The sequence below is a fragment of the Noviherbaspirillum malthae genome, assembly GCF_015352985.1.
GTDB lineage: Bacteria > Pseudomonadota > Gammaproteobacteria > Burkholderiales > Burkholderiaceae_D > Noviherbaspirillum > Noviherbaspirillum malthae.
The window spans coordinates 17,954-33,052 of sequence record NZ_JACYXF010000041.1 but is presented as its reverse complement, the minus strand read 5'-3'; the positions used below and the strand labels follow the sequence as shown (position 1 = coordinate 33,052).

Annotated in this window: 13 protein-coding genes; 4 read left to right on the top strand and 9 right to left on the bottom strand. The window is 63.6% G+C overall.

Going from position 1 to position 15,099, the window contains the following annotated elements; translation table 11 throughout:
• Positions 1 to 215: 215 nt before the first annotated feature.
• From IGW03_RS26780 to IGW03_RS26765, 4 genes are all read right to left on the bottom strand, one after another.
• On the bottom strand, positions 216 to 1,019 hold the full coding sequence (locus IGW03_RS26780) for a general secretion pathway protein GspB (protein ID WP_194725600.1): 804 nt from the start codon (positions 1,017 to 1,019) through the stop codon (positions 216 to 218).
• 4 nt (positions 1,020 to 1,023) lie between these two features.
• Positions 1,024 to 2,859 carry an ExeA family protein gene (locus tag IGW03_RS26775; protein ID WP_194725599.1) on the bottom strand — a complete coding sequence of 612 codons (1,836 nt, stop codon included), beginning with the start codon at positions 2,857 to 2,859 and terminating at the stop codon, positions 1,024 to 1,026.
• Between the two features lie 137 nt (positions 2,860 to 2,996).
• Positions 2,997 to 3,560, bottom strand: coding sequence for a CHRD domain-containing protein (locus IGW03_RS26770; protein ID WP_194725598.1), 564 nt, complete (start codon positions 3,558 to 3,560; stop codon positions 2,997 to 2,999).
• A 131-nt stretch (positions 3,561 to 3,691) separates the two neighbouring features.
• The gene (locus tag IGW03_RS26765; protein WP_194725597.1) at positions 3,692 to 4,600 is read right to left on the bottom strand and encodes a LysR family transcriptional regulator; all 909 of its coding nucleotides are present in this window, start codon (positions 4,598 to 4,600) and stop codon (positions 3,692 to 3,694) included.
• Between the two features lie 64 nt (positions 4,601 to 4,664).
• On the opposite strand from IGW03_RS26765, the gene IGW03_RS26760 reads away from it, so the two are divergent.
• Together IGW03_RS26760 and IGW03_RS26755 are read left to right on the top strand one after the other, a co-directional pair.
• Positions 4,665 to 5,864 carry a YbfB/YjiJ family MFS transporter gene (locus tag IGW03_RS26760; RefSeq protein ID WP_194725596.1) on the top strand — a complete coding sequence of 400 codons (1,200 nt, stop codon included), beginning with the start codon at positions 4,665 to 4,667 and terminating at the stop codon, positions 5,862 to 5,864.
• A 31-nt stretch (positions 5,865 to 5,895) separates the two neighbouring features.
• Positions 5,896 to 6,504 carry a carboxymuconolactone decarboxylase family protein gene (locus tag IGW03_RS26755; protein ID WP_228536114.1) on the top strand — a complete coding sequence of 203 codons (609 nt, stop codon included), beginning with the start codon at positions 5,896 to 5,898 and terminating at the stop codon, positions 6,502 to 6,504.
• A gap of 153 nt (positions 6,505 to 6,657) precedes the next feature.
• On the opposite strand, the gene IGW03_RS26750 is transcribed toward IGW03_RS26755, so the two are convergent.
• The gene (locus IGW03_RS26750) at positions 6,658 to 7,311 is read right to left on the bottom strand and encodes a hypothetical protein (RefSeq protein ID WP_194725595.1); all 654 of its coding nucleotides are present in this window, start codon (positions 7,309 to 7,311) and stop codon (positions 6,658 to 6,660) included.
• Between the two features lie 217 nt (positions 7,312 to 7,528).
• Positions 7,529 to 9,247 (bottom strand): hypothetical protein, encoded by a 1,719-nt coding sequence (locus IGW03_RS26745; RefSeq protein WP_194725594.1) that lies wholly within the window; start codon positions 9,245 to 9,247, stop codon positions 7,529 to 7,531.
• A 197-nt stretch (positions 9,248 to 9,444) separates the two neighbouring features.
• Between IGW03_RS26745 and IGW03_RS26740 the strand changes: the two genes are divergently transcribed.
• Complete coding sequence (locus IGW03_RS26740) at positions 9,445 to 9,807, top strand: hypothetical protein (RefSeq protein ID WP_194725593.1); 363 nt, start codon at positions 9,445 to 9,447, stop codon at positions 9,805 to 9,807.
• Positions 9,808 to 9,845: 38 nt separating this feature from the next.
• Here IGW03_RS26740 and IGW03_RS26735 read toward each other — a convergent pair whose 3' ends face one another.
• A complete protein-coding gene (locus IGW03_RS26735; RefSeq protein ID WP_194725592.1) occupies positions 9,846 to 10,529 on the bottom strand; it encodes a methyl-accepting chemotaxis protein in 684 nt (227 codons plus the stop codon).
• Positions 10,530 to 11,091: 562 nt separating this feature from the next.
• Between IGW03_RS26735 and IGW03_RS26730 the strand changes: the two genes are divergently transcribed.
• A complete protein-coding gene (locus IGW03_RS26730) occupies positions 11,092 to 12,318 on the top strand; it encodes a malic enzyme-like NAD(P)-binding protein (RefSeq protein WP_194725591.1) in 1,227 nt (408 codons plus the stop codon).
• Positions 12,319 to 12,609: 291 nt separating this feature from the next.
• Here IGW03_RS26730 and fghA read toward each other — a convergent pair whose 3' ends face one another.
• Together fghA and IGW03_RS26720 are read right to left on the bottom strand one after the other, a co-directional pair.
• Positions 12,610 to 13,455 carry an S-formylglutathione hydrolase gene (gene fghA / locus IGW03_RS26725; protein WP_194725590.1) on the bottom strand — a complete coding sequence of 282 codons (846 nt, stop codon included), beginning with the start codon at positions 13,453 to 13,455 and terminating at the stop codon, positions 12,610 to 12,612.
• A 401-nt stretch (positions 13,456 to 13,856) separates the two neighbouring features.
• Positions 13,857 to 14,963, bottom strand: coding sequence for an S-(hydroxymethyl)glutathione dehydrogenase/class III alcohol dehydrogenase (locus tag IGW03_RS26720; protein WP_194725589.1), 1,107 nt, complete (start codon positions 14,961 to 14,963; stop codon positions 13,857 to 13,859).
• Between the last annotated feature and the right edge of the window lie 136 nt (positions 14,964 to 15,099).

Sequence of the window (15,099 nt, the reverse complement as noted above, 5' to 3'; positions counted from 1 at the left end):
GGAAACTCGCCTTCGGCTCAGACAACCGCGCTTCTTTATCCGCTTGGCGCCGCGCTCTTTCGGCGTCGGCAAAAGGGGGATTCAACAGCCTCTTTCAGCTGGCTTGGTCAGTTGAATCAGCCTGTCTTCTTTTCCCGTAGTTCGGGTCTCAAGCCTGCACAGAAACGTGCCTCCCAGTCAGGGAGGAGTTTCAACGGTTGTTCGCTCAACACCCCTCAATACGACGCCCGGTACCGATACCCCTTGTAATTCAGCACCATGCCGGTCGGCGTCATTCTTTCCAAAGTAAGACCTGGTGCGATTTCGTCGCCTTCTCGCAGCAGGCGCTTGTTGATCACCACCGAGCGGTCGGCCTTGTTGCCTGAATAGATGTAGCCGCCCACGCTGTATTGCGGCACTTCCTGCTGGATCTGTACCGGCAGGTCGCGCAGCGTGCCGACTTGCGGTTCGGGAGCGGGTTTGGGCTTGTCGGCCGGTGCGGGCGAGGTTGCAGGTGCGACGGCGACTTTCTCCTCTTCCTGCTGCGGCTTTTTGCTCGCCTTCGCGGCAGCTTCCGGCGCCTTTCTTTCCGCTGGCTTGCGTTCCGCGGCCTTGGGTTTTTCGACAGGCTGCTCGGGTGCTTTGGCGGGAGCCTGCGCCGCAGGAGGCGTCGGCGGTGGAGCTGGGGTCGAAGGCGGCTGCATGGCGGGTGCAGGAGCAGGAGCGGCCGGCGCCTGGGCAACCGGCGGTATTGCCGGTGCGGCGGCAGTTGGTGCCGCTGGTGCCGGCGGTTGGGCCTGCTGCGAGGCCTGCGCAGGCGGCTGCGCTTCCGCAGGCTGCGTGCCGGTGCCGCGGTTCATCCAGATCAGGCCGCCTGCCACCACGGCGGCGGCCGACAGCACCGACCACAGCCAGGGCCGGCGCCATACCGGCGGACGCTGCGCATGCACATGGAAGGAGGGCGGGATCGGGCCGGCGGCGTACTGGCCGCCGCGCCGTTCGGCTTCCGCTTTTTTCAGGGCGTCGAGAATGTAGGACATGGCTTCATTTTCCTGCGGTCGCGCGGTCGCGGCCCGCGCGCGGGCTGGCGCCCAGGCGCGGCTCCTCGATGCCGGCCGCGCGGTTGATATGGATGGCGGTGACAGGGCCGACAATGCCGTCGACATGCAGGCCGTGCGCCTGCTGGAACTGGCTCACCTGCCGGATCATGTTCTGTCCGAACGGCGTGCCGGCGGGCGGCGCTTCGGTACCGTTGATCCTGGCCATGCGCTGCGCCAGCCAGTCCACGGCAGGGCCGCGGTCGCCGGGCTTGGCCGGGCCGTCGAAGCCGGGAGGCATGCGCCACAGGGTCACGAACTCGCCGTGGAAATAGCGGCTCAGGACGGCAAGGTCCACATTCTGGCTGATGTCGCCGGCATGCAAAGTGGCATCCGTATCCCGCAGGTCGGTCAGCAGCACATAGTAGCTGCGCTTGCGCTGGTCTTCCAGCCTGATCGCCACCGGCCGGTCGATGGCGCGGATCTCGCCGAAGCCGCGGCTGCTCCAGTAGCAGCGCAGGCTGGCCTGGGCGGCGCCTTCGCAGGGCGCATCCTGCAGCGACAGGCCGGGAGAAAAATAGGCGGCGAGCTCGCGGATCGCCGCGTTTTCGTCGAGCGCCGTGCCGATCGGGCTGCCGTCATGTTCGGTGAACAGGCGCTGCGGCACGCCCAGTGCGGTGACGGTAGGTACAGGCGCCGGCTCGGCCTCCTTGGGCGCGGCAGTGGTAGCGGCAGCGGCCTGTGCCGGCTGCGATCCGGCATCGTCCGCCGCGTTCTCCGCTTTCGGCGCCGCAGTGGCCTGCGCGCCGCCCGGCCCCGGCTTTTGAGGGGTCTTTTCCTTCTCTTTAGCCGGAGCGGGATTTTGCCTTGCCACCATGGCGGCAAGGCGCGCCCATCCGTTCTCGGCCGCATGGCGCAGTGCGCCGGCATTGGCCGTGATCGCCGCCACGCCGAGAATGATGACGCCGGCCAGCACGCCCAGCAGCGGATAGTGCCAGGCGCGCATCCGCGATTTGGTCGCGCGGTGCTGGTTGATGAACAGTTCCGAGCCGGCCGCCGCGATGATGTCGCGGTCCACCGCCGGCAGGCCCTTCGCATAGGCGCCCAGCATCGCGCGGTCGCACAGCAGGTTGATGCGGCGCGGCACGCCGCCGGTCAGCCGGTGGATCTGGCGGATCAGGGAATGGCGGAAGGGCGAGGGCGATGCCAGTCCGGCGGTCGACAGCCGGTGCTGGATGTAGCTGGCGGTTTCCTCTTCCGACAGGGCCGTCAGGTGGTAGTGCGCGATTACGCGCTGGGCCAGCTGCTCCAGCTCCGGCCGCGCCAGCATGGCGCGCAGTTCCGGCTGGCCGATCAGGATGATCTGCAAGAGCTTGCGCTCGCTGGTTTCGAGATTGGTCAGCAGGCGCAGCTGTTCCAGCACCTCGGCCGACAGGTTCTGCGCCTCGTCGATGATGAGCACATTGTTGCGGCCTTCCGCATGCGAGGCGAGCAGGTAGCCGTTGAGCGCATCGATGTAATCCTTGACGCTGCGGCGCTCGCTGTCGGCGAGCGGGACATGGAATTCCTCGCAGATCGACTGCAGCAGTTCGGGCACGCTCAGCTTCGGATTGAAGATGTAGGCGACGTTGCAGTTCGCCGGCACCTGCTCCAGGAAGCAGCGGCAGATCGTGGTCTTGCCGGTGCCGATGTCGCCGGTCAGCAGTACCAGGCCGCCGCCGCTGTCGATGCCGTACAGCAGATGCGCCAGCGCTTCCCGATGTCGCTCGCTCATGAAGAGGTAGCGCGGATCGGGAGAAATGGAGAAGGGGGCTTGCCTCAGCCTGAAGAATTCGGTGTACATGGCAATCGCAAATTGAGCCCGACAGCATAGCACGCATGTCAGTTACGCAATTTGCGGGGTCACAAGCAACTTCGTTCCAGGAGGAAATGTCAGAGGCCCGGAAAAGACGGCCGCGCCCACAGCGCCGTCAACCCCCGTCAGCGCAGCGGGGTGCTTCCTGTCGGAGTGGTCGTGGTATTGGTCGTGGCGGGTACGGCGCCGGACGTCCCTGTGCGCAGCCGGATCTGGCCCCGGATCTCGCCGGATGCAAAAGCCGTGCTGGCGGCGCTGAGATAGAACTGGCCGGCGCGCAGGGAGGCATGCTCGGCCACGCTTAATGTGGTTGATCCGGTCCAGACACCGCTGCCGCGCACCGTTTCGACCAGCGCAAGAATGATGGGGCCGGTCGAGCCCGGCGCGCCCTGGTACAGATTGACCGAGATGGCGGTCAATCCGACCAAGGTGACGGTCGCCGTCATCTGGCGCGTGGTCGCGTTTACGGTGATGCTGCCGCTGCCTTGCGCACTGGTGATGCGCGGCGGCACCTGTTCCGCGCCGCTCAGCGTGGCGGCATAGGTTTCGCTCTGAGCCTGGGCGGCCGGCGGCGTGACTGCGGCGGAATCCAGGCTGGCGGTACCGGTGCCGCTGTCGCCGCCTCCGCCGCCGCAGGCAGCCAGCGTGAGCAGCAGGGACAGCGCAAGGATGCAATAGTGACGCGGCATGATGTCTCCCGGTGAAAGGGGGTGGTGTCTGCATGGCGCTCGGAGAGACCAAAGACAGGCCAGCGACATACCAACCCATTCTCCGCATTGTGCGCCGCTGCCGCGCCGGCCTTGCGATTCAGCGCAAGGAATCAGGCTGCCGACGCCATCTCGATCTCTTCGTCGTACGCAGCCGTCCTGCCGATCAGCAACTGCTTCATGGCCTCCAGCGCCACCGACTGGTGTCCGCGCCGCCAGACCAGGCAGGTGCGCGCCCGCGCCACCTTGGGCGGCAGGTCGAACACCGCGACTTCCCTGTCGGCGCGCACCACGCCGAGCACCGAGCGCGGCACGATGGCAATGCCGGAGCCGGCCGCCACGCAGGCGACGATCGCATGGTAGGACGCCAGCTCCAGCACGCGTCCCGGCATCACCGAGGACATGCCCAGCCATTCCTCCAGGATGCGGCGATAGGAGCAGCCGCTGGAAAAGGCGATGAGGGTGCGCTTCTGCACATCTTTGGCCGACTCGATGCGCGGCGCATGCCTGGGCGCGATCAGCACCAGTTCCTCGATGAAGACTTCGATCATGTCGAGGTCGGCGGCATGGAAGGGTTCTGCGACGAAGGCCGCTTCCAGTTCGAAGCGGTTCACCCGCTCGACCAGCGCGCCGGAAGTGCCGGTCGCCAGTTCGATCTGCACGTCCGGGTAGCTGCCGTGGTACTTCGCCAGCAGCGGCGGCAGGCGCGCGGCGGCGGTGCTTTCCATGGTGCCGATGCGCAAGGTGCCGCGCGGCGTGCCGCTGCGCAATGCGTTTTCGGCTTCGGTGGACAGGCGCAGCAATTGTTCCGCATAGGTCATCAGCACCTTGCCTTCGTCAGACAGCACCAGCTTGCCGGCCTGGCGGCGGAACAGCTGCACGCCGAGCCGCTCCTCCATGTTCTTGATGCGGGTCGTGATATTGGATTGCACCCGGTTGAGCTGGGCGGCGGCGCGCGTGACGCCGCCGTGGTCGACGACGGCCTTGAAGATATGCAAGGATTCCAGATCGATGTTTCTCATTTTGAGAACCTCCTATCTTTATTATTCATTTTTCAGAATAGGCAGGTCAAGCTAGACTGCGAACATGAATTCTTCTCCTTCTCCCCGTTCGTCGGCTTCCCTTCCCGAAAGCCGGACCGCCTCCTCCGCGTCCGGCATCGTCCCCGCGCTTGCCGGCCTGGCCGCCTTGGCGGTGGCCATGGGCATCGGCCGCTTCGCCTTCACTCCGGTGCTGCCGATGATGCTGCAGGACGCCGGCCTGGGCATCGCCGCCGGCGGCTGGCTGGCTTCCGCCAACTATGTCGGCTACCTGCTCGGCGCGCTGAGCGCCATGCGCATCCGCCTGCGGCCGGAAACGGCGATCCGCGCCGGCCTGCTCACCATCGGCATTTCCACCCTGGCGATGGCCGCGCATCTTCCCATCGCCGCCTGGGCGGCATTGCGGCTGGTGGCCGGCATCGCCAGCGCCTGGGTGCTGATCTCGGTGTCGGCCTGGTGCATGGAAAACCTGAGCCGTTACCAGCGGCCTTTCCTCAACAGCGTGGTCTTCGCCGGCGTCGGCACCGGCATCGCCGCCGCCGGCCTGCTCTGCCTCGCGCTGATGCAGGCGCACGCGACTTCGCCCGCGGCATGGCTTTGCCTCGGCGTGCTGTCGGCCGGCGTCACGCTGCTGGTCTGGCGCTTTTTCCGTCCGCATGCGCATGAGGTTTCCGGGAAGGCGCAGGCCAATGCGGCAGCCGGCGAGGCCGCCGCCTTCCGCTGGAATGCGCGGGCGGTGCGGCTGGTGCTCTGCTACGGCGTCTTCGGCTTCGGCTATATCATCCCTGCGACCTTCATTCCCGTGATGGCGAAGCAGGCCTTGCAGGGCTCAAATGCATTCGGCTGGTCGTGGCCGGTGTTCGGCCTGGCTGCCGCGCTGTCGACGCTGTGCGTTGCCGCCCTGGTCAGCCGCATGGGCAACCGGCGGCTGTGGACGGTCTGTCACTTCATCATGGCGGCCGGCATACTCGCACCGGTGCTGTGGACCGGCCTGCCGGCGATCTTCGCCGCGGCGCTGTGCGTGGGCGGCACCTTCATGGTGATCACGCTGGCGGCGCTGCAGGAAGCCAAGCGCAGCGCCGGGCGCAATGCCACCGTGCTGCTGGCGGCAATGACTTCCGCCTTCGCCGCCGGCCAGATCATCGGCCCGCTGACGGTCGGCGCCGGCAGCTTCTCCGGCGGCCTGATCGTGGCTGCGGTCCTGCTGGCCGCGAGCGGCGCCGCGCTGGCCATGGAACGCGATTAAACGAACGACTGACAATTCAAGAGAGGAAACCATGACTACTGCCAAACCCATCAACCTGCAGGATTGCATGCCGGGTCCGGAACGCATGCCGGCGCTGCCCATGGACAGCATGGACGCGGCGCAGCGCGCGGCGGCCGAAGCGCTGATTGCCGGTCCGCGCGGCGCGGTATTCGGGCCCTTCATTCCGCTCATGCGCAGCCCGGAACTGCTGAACCGGCTGCAGAAGGTCGGCGAATACCTGCGCTTCGACAGCGTGCTCGACAAGCGCATCAGCGAATTCGTGATGCTGATCGTGTCCCGCCAGTGGACCCAGCAGTTCGAATGGTGCATGCATTACCCGCTGGCGCTGAAGGCCGGCGTGCGCCAGGAGGCGCTGGATGCGCTGGCCCAGGGCTGCCGGCCCGCCGGCATGGCCGCGGACGAGGAGGTGGCGTATGACCTGTGCGAAGAGCTGGCGCGCAACCACGGCGTGTGCGACGCCACCTATGCGCGCGCGGTCGATGCCTTCGGCGAGCGCGGCGTGGTCGACCTGCTCGGCCTGGCCGGCTATTTCACCACGGTGTCCATGGTAATGAATGTCGCCCGCACGCCGCCGCTGGCCGATGCTAGCGCAGCGCCGCTGGCGCCGTTCCCGCGCTAGAGCAGTTTCGGTCTGACTGGCCGATCAAGGCCGAGGCGGATTGTCTGCAGGACAAGGCGCGGCGACGCGTCGTAGCGGGGCTACGGCAAGGAGGACTCGGCGTCCCCACACAACGCAGTACTGCAGGCAAGGCGGCCGGCATTGACGGTACAGTTAGGCCGAAACTGCTCTGGATTTCCGTTCTATCCACCACGCCGCAACCGACAGGGCGAAATAGGTCATCAGCAGCTGCTGCGCCACGCTGGCCGCCTCGGGCGGCTGGTGCAGCAGGCTGAACACCTGCACGCCGCTCATCACGGCGCCGAAGACCAGGTATTTCGTGCGCGCCGCGCCGGCTGCCGGCAGGCAGAATGCAATGGCCAGCCACAGCAGCGCCAGTTCCAGCAGCAGCGCGAACGTCCGGTAATTCCACCATCCCAGTCCCACCTTCATGCTGTCGAACCAGAGCGGCAGGTCGGGCACATGCACCAGCAGATCCAGCGTCCAGTGCGACGACACCGTCACGCCGATGACGATGGCGGTGCGCAGGCGGGCTGTGCTGCCCGGCGTCGCCAGCCAGCACAGCAGGGCCGCGCCGAACGACCAGACCAGCGCCGACGACAGGCTGTGGGTATAGGGCATGTAATACAGATCGAGGTCGTTGGAGGCGTTGAAGCCGGGAACGATGCGCAGTTTTTCGATCCCGAGCAGCACGAAGCTGCCCCAGAAGATATCGATGATCTGGCAGGCGACGAACAGCAGCGGCAGGGGCAGGGAAGGTGCGGCGCGCTTGGCGGCGAAGGCGGCGGAATAATGACCGATGAACATGGCGGGCGGGGGTATCGATGGTCCAGGTTGGTTGCAAGGCGGTGTCTTCCCTGCAGAGCAGCCCGCCGGACCGGCATGAGCCCGGCTTCATGCCGGCGACGCGGACGAACAGCGATGAGCAGGTCTAATCAGGAAAACCTCGCGAATATTGCACAGAAATGCAGCGAAGTGAACATGCATCAGCATTTTGAGGATGCACTCCTGCTCCCTGGTCCTGCTATTCCGAGCTGCTCGTCGCGCCGGTGCTTCTTCTGGTCGGCCTTGGCGGCCTTGATGAATTTGAACCCCTCGACAGGACAGCATCTACTGCTCTGTCGGCCGATTGGGCAATGACATGTGAAATTTTTACGGCCGAGGGAAAACGCTTCGCTAAGCGCAGCGCCACCTCCACCTTTTTGATGCGTTCAGCTCGCGTGGTGCCGTCGGGGAGCCGCTCCTGAAGGATTCGCTCTGCGAAGTTCAACAGGAAATTGCCGCTTGCGGGAGCAGGCGACTCGGAGTCGAGAGACTCCGGCACGATAATTTCGCTTTTCATTTTTCTGACTTCGGCCAGCATCTGAGTGACATTGGAGTACGCTTGTTCTCGATTCCACTCCAGTTCAGTGGCGGGCACGGTCGGCGCGTTCTCGTTGCGTGCAGCTGCGCCGAAGTTCCAGTGGGCTGCAATATACGCAATGGCGCGTTGGCTCCAGCTCGGAGTTTCCTGCGCCGGCTTGGCTTCCGGCGCAACTTGCTTCTGCAGATCCAGCAGAGTGCCTTCGATCTGCGCAAGCGCATCGTGCGCATGCTTGAGCTCGTCGCAGCGATGTTGATAAACTCGCCTTCGCGCCGCCAGCTCCTTCGGCGAAACCGCATCCCAGTGGTCGCGCCGCCAGATGCCGGCGGGTTTGAGACTTGGCTTCATGCTGATGGTGGGGCGGTTCGCGTAGAGATGGTCCAGCCGCTGCTTCGTCTTGACCAATTTGCTTTTCTCGAGGCCGCGAGCAATCTTCGAGCACTCGCGGTGGCGCTGTTGATAGTAAATCTTCGAGGCATCCTCGTCATTTCCGGCTTGGCGACCTGCGGCGCGAAGAGAAGTGACGGCCCGTTTGGCTTGGCGACCTGCGGCGCGAAGAGAAGTGACGGCCCGTTGGTATTGAGGACTTGCCAGGTACAGTTCCAGATGAGGGCGGAAGATTTCGGGCAATTCAAAGCCTGAAGCGATTTCTCCGGCAGCTGGTGTTTTTTCGATGGCTTCTGCCAGCGCGTAGGCTGCGATACGCTCTCGAAATTTTTGGATATGCCTCAAACTCGAATTGCTGTTAGCGGCCTCCAGGAGGAAAGCGGACGGCGTACTGAGATCCAGTTCGACGAGCTGCCGATTCAGCTCCACAGATCGTGCTCCCAGCATGCTTATCTGTTCGGCTTCGGTCGGGAAAAGCTGTGCGCTGAACGCTTGGTGCGCGTCGAGATAATCCTCCTTCGACAGTGTGTTATTGAGGACACGGTCGTATGGAGACGGAATCGAGGGCAGAGGCAGGAGGAGCTGCCCCAGGGACGATAATTTTCGATGAGTCAGCTGGGCTTCGAGATAAATCCGGCCTAGTTGATCAAGTGTCAGCAGATCGGCGAGTGCATGCTCCAGCGCATCGCTGACATCGAGGAAGCGCGCCTCTTTGACGGCCTTGGACTTGAACGCCATGTCCGCCACTTTGGCTAACAAAGGGTTTTTCATCGAATGTTGCGGAGCGCCGTTGCGTGCGATCCGGGCGGATTTGTGGCTCGTATCCGTACTGGCTGTCGTCCAGTTGGGAGCTCCTGGGAAGTTTGCCTTGAGGCTTCCATCGATTTTCGCCCTGTCAGGCACGATCTTCTCCGCAATGGCAGTGTTGACTTGGCCGATGCGTTCTTCCAGCGGCGTTGTCGTTCTGATAAATGACGGGAGATTCATTGGCATGATTGGCAAAATCGTAGGTCGGTCACATGAGTGGCACACAACTTTGCGACGGTTCCTGCCGAGTTGGGCATCAAGCGCATGACAGGGTTTGAGTGCGTCGGTATTTGTGGCATATTGCTACATGGAAAGCAGTTTCGTGCTGGGCGGCCTTTTGTCATGGCGCGATTCAAGACGCACTTAATGGGGGAGGACAGGGGATGTTATTTTTGAAAAGTACTGCCGCGCCGGTGGCGCCGGGTGTCTATGTAGTCGATGTCGCCGCCAAGCCGCCCGGCAAGACCTTCATGATCTATACCGCGCTCGATGCGGCCAACCCGCCCGCCGAGTTCATTCAGGCGGTCGAAGGCCTGGGCTTCAAGCAGGTGCTCTCCAAACCCTATACCCATCATGACGGCAAGAAGATCGTCGACATGCACTTCCAGAAGGCAGGCACCGATATCTTCGAAGGCTGGACCGCCGCGGAAAAGGACGCCAACCTCGCCCAGCTGACCGAAGCACTCGGCAAGTTCAACATCCAGTTCACGCCGCGCGTGATGTCGCTGGCCGAAGCGTTCCGCTGAGACGGCATTGCCGGCGATGCCGGCAGCACTCCCGGGGCTCAGGCTACCGAACTGTTCAATGCCTCGTGCACGAGGCCGTCGATCTCGCCGGTAATGTCCGACAGCACGCCCGCCACCACAGAAAACTCCTTCCCCGCCTGCCCGGCGCGCGCGGCAACGATCTGCGCATTGAATGACACCATGCGTGCCTGCCGGGCGATGGATTCGATATCGTTCATGATGCCGTGCAGCTGCTTGCGCACCTGCGATGCATGCTTCTTCGATAGCTCCTCATAGACCTGCGTCAGCCGGTTGAGCACCGACAGCAGCGGCGTGGCTTCGTCGACCAGCTTGTCCAGCAGTGCAGGCGCCTGGCGCGCCCCGGATTCGATGGCGTCGAGGCAGCGACCGGCGAGATCGATGAAGCTGCGTATATGGCGGTCGCCCTGCGCACTGCCGAAGTAGGCTTCCTCCAGTTCCGCGCAGAACACGCCCGGTACCTGCTGATTGCCGTTGACCAGCGCAAGGTGGGCATCCGTGAACAGTTTCAGCGCGTCACGCGAGGTTTCGACGGCACGCTCGTGGCCGAGCGATGCCAGCACCGCATACAGGACCAGTCGCTGCGAAGTGAAGCGGCGCCGGCCCGACAGGTTGATCATCGAGGCGAAAAGCTCGCCCGAGAGTTTGGTTTTGGCGGAAGAGGGCGCCGGCATTGACGTCCTTACGAGGCTGGATTGATTCATGGCTGCTCCATTGCAACGATAGTTTCTTTGGAGAAAGCAGAATCCATACCATCCGCTGCGGTCCGGCCGCCGCCGGACGTGCACCGTCTCGGGGCGAGGATGCGGCGGCTGCACCTTTGCGGCACGCGGCGGTTTTACCTGTTTCGAAAGAGTATGCTAGGCTAGCGCTCCCCGGCGGATTGCTTCGCCACCCCCGGGTTCGCGCAGTTTGACCGCTTTCCCCTATCCGCGGGACAAGCCGGTGCCGCTCCGCATCGATGCGGCAGCACCTTCCACGGCACGCCGGGACATTACCAATTCCCGTGCGCACCGCAAACGACGGCGAAAACGTTTGCACCCCCATTCCAGCGTTGCATGCCTGACCCGCCACCACCAGGGCGGTCACGGGATGCCGCACCACGGCGACTCCGACGCCGAACAAGCACGACGTCCAGGCTTGACGCATGGCACACGGCAGCACGGCTGCGGCCGTTGCGTTGCGTCGTCCCGGCGTCGGCGCGCCTGCCTTGCTGGGAAAGGCAGGTGCGATCACTCATCTACTGCAAAGAAAAATATATCTATCATGCTGGAACAAGAAGCCCTCGAATACCATTCCGCCGGACAGCGGGGCAAGATCGCCATTCAAGTCACCAAGCCGGTCGCCAGCCAGGCCGACCTGTCGCTCGCCTATTCCCCCGGCGTCGCCGTCCCCTGCGTGGAAATCAACAAGGACCCGGCCAAGGCTTATGAATACACCGCCAAGGGCAACCTGGTGGGCGTGATCACCAACGGCACCGCGGTGCTCGGCCTCGGCGACATCGGCGCGCTGGCCGGCAAGCCGGTCATGGAAGGCAAGGCGGTGCTGTTCAAGAAGTTTGCCGGCATCGATTCCTTCGACATCGAGATCGACGAGACCGACCCGGAAAAGCTGGTGGAGATCATCGCCGCGCTGCATCCGACCTTCGGCGGCATCAACCTCGAAGACATCAAGGCGCCCGAGTGCTTCTACGTCGAGCGCAAGCTGCGCGAGCGGCTGTCGATCCCGGTCTTCCATGACGACCAGCACGGCACGGCCATCGTGGTCGGCACCGGCTTTCTCAATGCGATGCATCTGACGGGGCGCGACATTTCGCTGGCCAAGGTGGTGTGTTCCGGCGCCGGCGCGGCGGCCATCGCCTGCCTCGACATGCTGGTCGACCTTGGCGTCAAGCGCGAAAACATTTATGTCTGCGACAGCCGCGGCGTGCTTACCGCCGACCGCGAGCTGACCGAAGAGAAGCGCGCCTGGGCGCAGAAGACCGATGCCAAGACGCTGTCCGACGTGATCGGCATGGCCGACGTTTTCCTGGGCCTGTCCGGCCCCGGCCTGCTCAAGCAGGAAGACGTGAAGAAGATGGCTGCCAAGCCCATCGTGTTCGCGCTGGCCAATCCCGAGCCGGAGCTGCGGCCCGAATTGATCCGCGAAGTCGCGCCGGATGCGATCATCGCCACCGGCCGTTCCGACTATCCTAACCAGATCAACAATGCGCTGTGCTTCCCCTACCTGTTCCGCGCCGCGCTGGACACCGGCGCCACCGGCATCAACCAGGACATGAAGCGCGCCTGTGTTGTAGCGCTGGCGGAAATGGCGCGCAGCGACGATCAGTTCGGCCGCCAGTACATCGTGCCGACGCTGCTCGACAAGCGTTTGCTGACGGGCGTGACGCCGCGTATTGCGGAGGCGGCGCAGGCGAGCGGGGTGGCGCGCAAGACGCTGGATGCGGGGGGGTATCTCGCGCAGCTGGAGGCGTTGGCCAAGACGCTGCTTTGAGGTAGGGTTTATAGCGGCGTTAACTTGTCTTGGCGGCGCCCCTCATCCCCAACCCTCGCTCCGCGCCCCACGACTTGGCTTGCAAGCCAAGTCGGCTTCGGCAGCGCAAACCAGTGGTTTGCGAAACCCTGCTTACGCCCCGCCTGCGGGAGAAGGGAGCCATGCACATCTGACTGCAGTGACTTGAAGCCCCTCTCCCGCAGGCGGGAGAGGGGTTGGGGTGAGGGCGGTCGTGGCAGCGAGAAGGTTTTTATAAGCGCAGTGCTCACCATGCTCCGCGAACTCTCTGCCTCACCCCCTCAAGTTCTCCTTGTGAAACTTGAGATGATCCTCCACGAAGCTCGCAATGAAGTAATACCCGTGGTCATACCCTTCATGCAGCCTTAAGGTCAGCGGCTGCTGCGCCTCGATGCAGGCCTGCTCGAATTCCGTCGGCAGCAGCTGCTCCTTCAAGAACTTGTCCCCCAGCCCCTGGTCAATCAGGATGCCCTTTGGGAAGGGCGTGGTGCGGCGCTTCATCAGTTCGCTCGCATCGTGTTCCTTCCATGCCGCCTGGTCGCTGCCCAGGTAATTGCCGAATGCCTTCTGCCCCCAAGGCGCGCGTACTGGCGCGGCGATCGGGGCGAAGGCCGATACCGAGCAGTACTTGTCGGGATGGCGCAGCGCCAGCGTCAATGCGCCGTGGCCGCCCATCGAGTGGCCGAAGATGCCCATGCAGCTTTCCTCCACATTGAATTCATCGATGATGATGCGGCGCAGTTCCTGCGTTACGTAGGTCTCCATCTTGAAATGCTTGCTCCACGGGTCCTGCGTGGCGTCGAGATAGAAGCCTGCACCGTGGCCGAAGTCCCAGTCCTTGTCGGCGCCTTCGATGCCGGTGTTGCGCGGACTGGTGTCGCAGGTGACGAGCATGATGCCGTGCTCGGCGGCATAACGCTGAGCGCCGGCCTTGATCATGAAGGTCTCCTCGGTGCAGGTCAGGCCGGCGAGATAGAACAGGACGGGGACCATTTCCTTGCGTTCCACCGGGGGGTGGAAGACGGAGAATTGCATCGGGAGGCCGATGGATTCGGAGTCGTGGCGGTAGTAGGCTTGGATGCCGCCGAAGCAGCGGTGTTCGGAGAGGATTTCTAGCATGGGACACCTGTTGGTGGTTGGTTGCTTGTGTTTGCTCTTGCCCGGCGTTTCTTCGGTGATTCAACACTTCGGGCTCTTCGTTGATGCTTGCCGGGGGCGGCCCGGCAGCCGCTCACTTTCTTTGCTCCGCCAAAGAAAGTAAGCAAAGAAAGGGGGCCGCCGAGGTGCGGCCGCAGGCAAGCAGCCCTTCGGGTGCCCGAAGAAGCGCATGCATCAGCGGGAAGTGAAACAAACTCGCCCTGCGGGCTCAGACAAGTTTCACTTCTTGTCCGCTGATGCATGTGCTTCTCCGGCTGCTTGCAAGCGGTCTACTGCCACAGCCTTTATTGACTGCGGCAGTCAGGCTTGGCTACTTCTGCTTTTGTTTCTGTTTCTGTTTCTGTTGCATGCTGCTGGACTGTTCAGTACATCACCACCGACCGGATCGACTCGCCGCGCTTCATCAAATCAAAACCTTCATTGATCTGGTCGAGGCTCAGCTTGTGGGTGATGAGGTCGTCGATGTTGATCTTGCCTTCCATGTACCAGTCGACGATCTTCGGCACGTCGGTGCGGCCGCGGGCGCCGCCGAAGGCGGAGCCTTTCCATTCGCGGCCGGTGACGAGCTGGAAGGGGCGGGTGCTGATTTCCGCGCCGGCTTCGGCCACGCCGATGATGACCGACTTGCCCCAGCCCTTGTGGCAGCATTCCAGCGCCTGGCGCATCACCTTGGTGTTGCCGATGCATTCGAACGAATAATCGACGCCGCCGTCGGTCAGCTGGACGATGGCGTCGACGATGTTTTCATGATCGTTCGGATTGAGGAAGTGCGTCATGCCGAATTTGCGAGCCATCTCTTCACGCGCGGGATTAAGGTCGATGCCGATGATCTTGTCGGCGCCGACCATCTTCGCCGCCTGGATCACGTTCAGGCCGATGCCGCCCAAGCCGAACACCGCGACGTTCCCGCCGGCTTCCACCTTCGCCGTGAACAGCACTGCGCCCACGCCGGTGGTGACGCCGCAGCCGATGTAGCAGACCTTGTCGAAAGGTGCGTCGGAACGGATCTTGGCCACGGCGATCTCGGGCACGACAATGTGGTTGGCGAAGGTCGAGGTGCCCATGTAATGGAAGATGGGCTCGCCGCCGATGGAGAAGCGGCTGGTGCCGTCGGGCATCAGGCCCTTGCCTTGCGTGGAACGGATGGCCTGGCAGAGATTGGTCTTGCGCGACAGACAGAATTTGCACTGGCGGCATTCCGGCGTGTAGAGCGGAATGACATGGTCGCCTTTCTTCAGCGAGCGTACGTCCGGCCCGACATCGACCACGACGCCTGCGCCTTCATGGCCGAGGATGGCCGGGAAGATGCCTTCCGGATCGGCGCCCGAGAGCGTGTAGTAATCAGTGTGGCAGATGCCGGTGGCCTTGACTTCGATCAGCACTTCGCCGGCGCGCGGGCCTTCGAGATCGACTTCTTCCACGGAAAGAGGGGCGCCGGCCTTCCAGGCGATCGCGGCTTTGGTTTTCATTGGAGAGCTCCTGAACGGTAATTTGATCGGTGTGTTCGATGATCGGAGCGCAGGAAAGATTGCCTCTCCCTTCACCGGCATTGCGCCCGACATGCGGCCACATTCTACCGGTCGGAATGGAGTCGCGCAGTAAGCC

Bases quoted from the DNA above. Each gene is read 5' to 3' on its own strand.
- IGW03_RS26720 (WP_194725589.1), bottom strand. From the start codon at position 14,963: ATGAAAACCAAAGCCGCGATCGCCTGGAAGGCCGGCGCCCCTCTTTCC.
- IGW03_RS26775 (WP_194725599.1), bottom strand. From the start codon at position 2,859: ATGTACACCGAATTCTTCAGGCTGAGGCAAGCCCCCTTCTCCATTTCT.
- IGW03_RS26755 (WP_228536114.1), top strand. From the start codon at position 5,896: ATGACTACTGCCAAACCCATCAACCTGCAGGATTGCATGCCGGGTCCG.
- IGW03_RS26770 (WP_194725598.1), bottom strand. From the start codon at position 3,560: ATGCCGCGTCACTATTGCATCCTTGCGCTGTCCCTGCTGCTCACGCTG.
- IGW03_RS26730 (WP_194725591.1), top strand. From the start codon at position 11,092: ATGCTGGAACAAGAAGCCCTCGAATACCATTCCGCCGGACAGCGGGGC.
- IGW03_RS26780 (WP_194725600.1), bottom strand. From the start codon at position 1,019: ATGTCCTACATTCTCGACGCCCTGAAAAAAGCGGAAGCCGAACGGCGC.
- IGW03_RS26735 (WP_194725592.1), bottom strand. From the start codon at position 10,529: ATGAATCAATCCAGCCTCGTAAGGACGTCAATGCCGGCGCCCTCTTCC.
- IGW03_RS26745 (WP_194725594.1), bottom strand. From the start codon at position 9,247: ATGCCAATGAATCTCCCGTCATTTATCAGAACGACAACGCCGCTGGAA.
- IGW03_RS26740 (WP_194725593.1), top strand. From the start codon at position 9,445: ATGTTATTTTTGAAAAGTACTGCCGCGCCGGTGGCGCCGGGTGTCTAT.
- IGW03_RS26760 (WP_194725596.1), top strand. From the start codon at position 4,665: ATGAATTCTTCTCCTTCTCCCCGTTCGTCGGCTTCCCTTCCCGAAAGC.
- fghA (WP_194725590.1), bottom strand. From the start codon at position 13,455: ATGCTAGAAATCCTCTCCGAACACCGCTGCTTCGGCGGCATCCAAGCC.
- IGW03_RS26765 (WP_194725597.1), bottom strand. From the start codon at position 4,600: ATGAGAAACATCGATCTGGAATCCTTGCATATCTTCAAGGCCGTCGTC.
- IGW03_RS26750 (WP_194725595.1), bottom strand. From the start codon at position 7,311: ATGTTCATCGGTCATTATTCCGCCGCCTTCGCCGCCAAGCGCGCCGCA.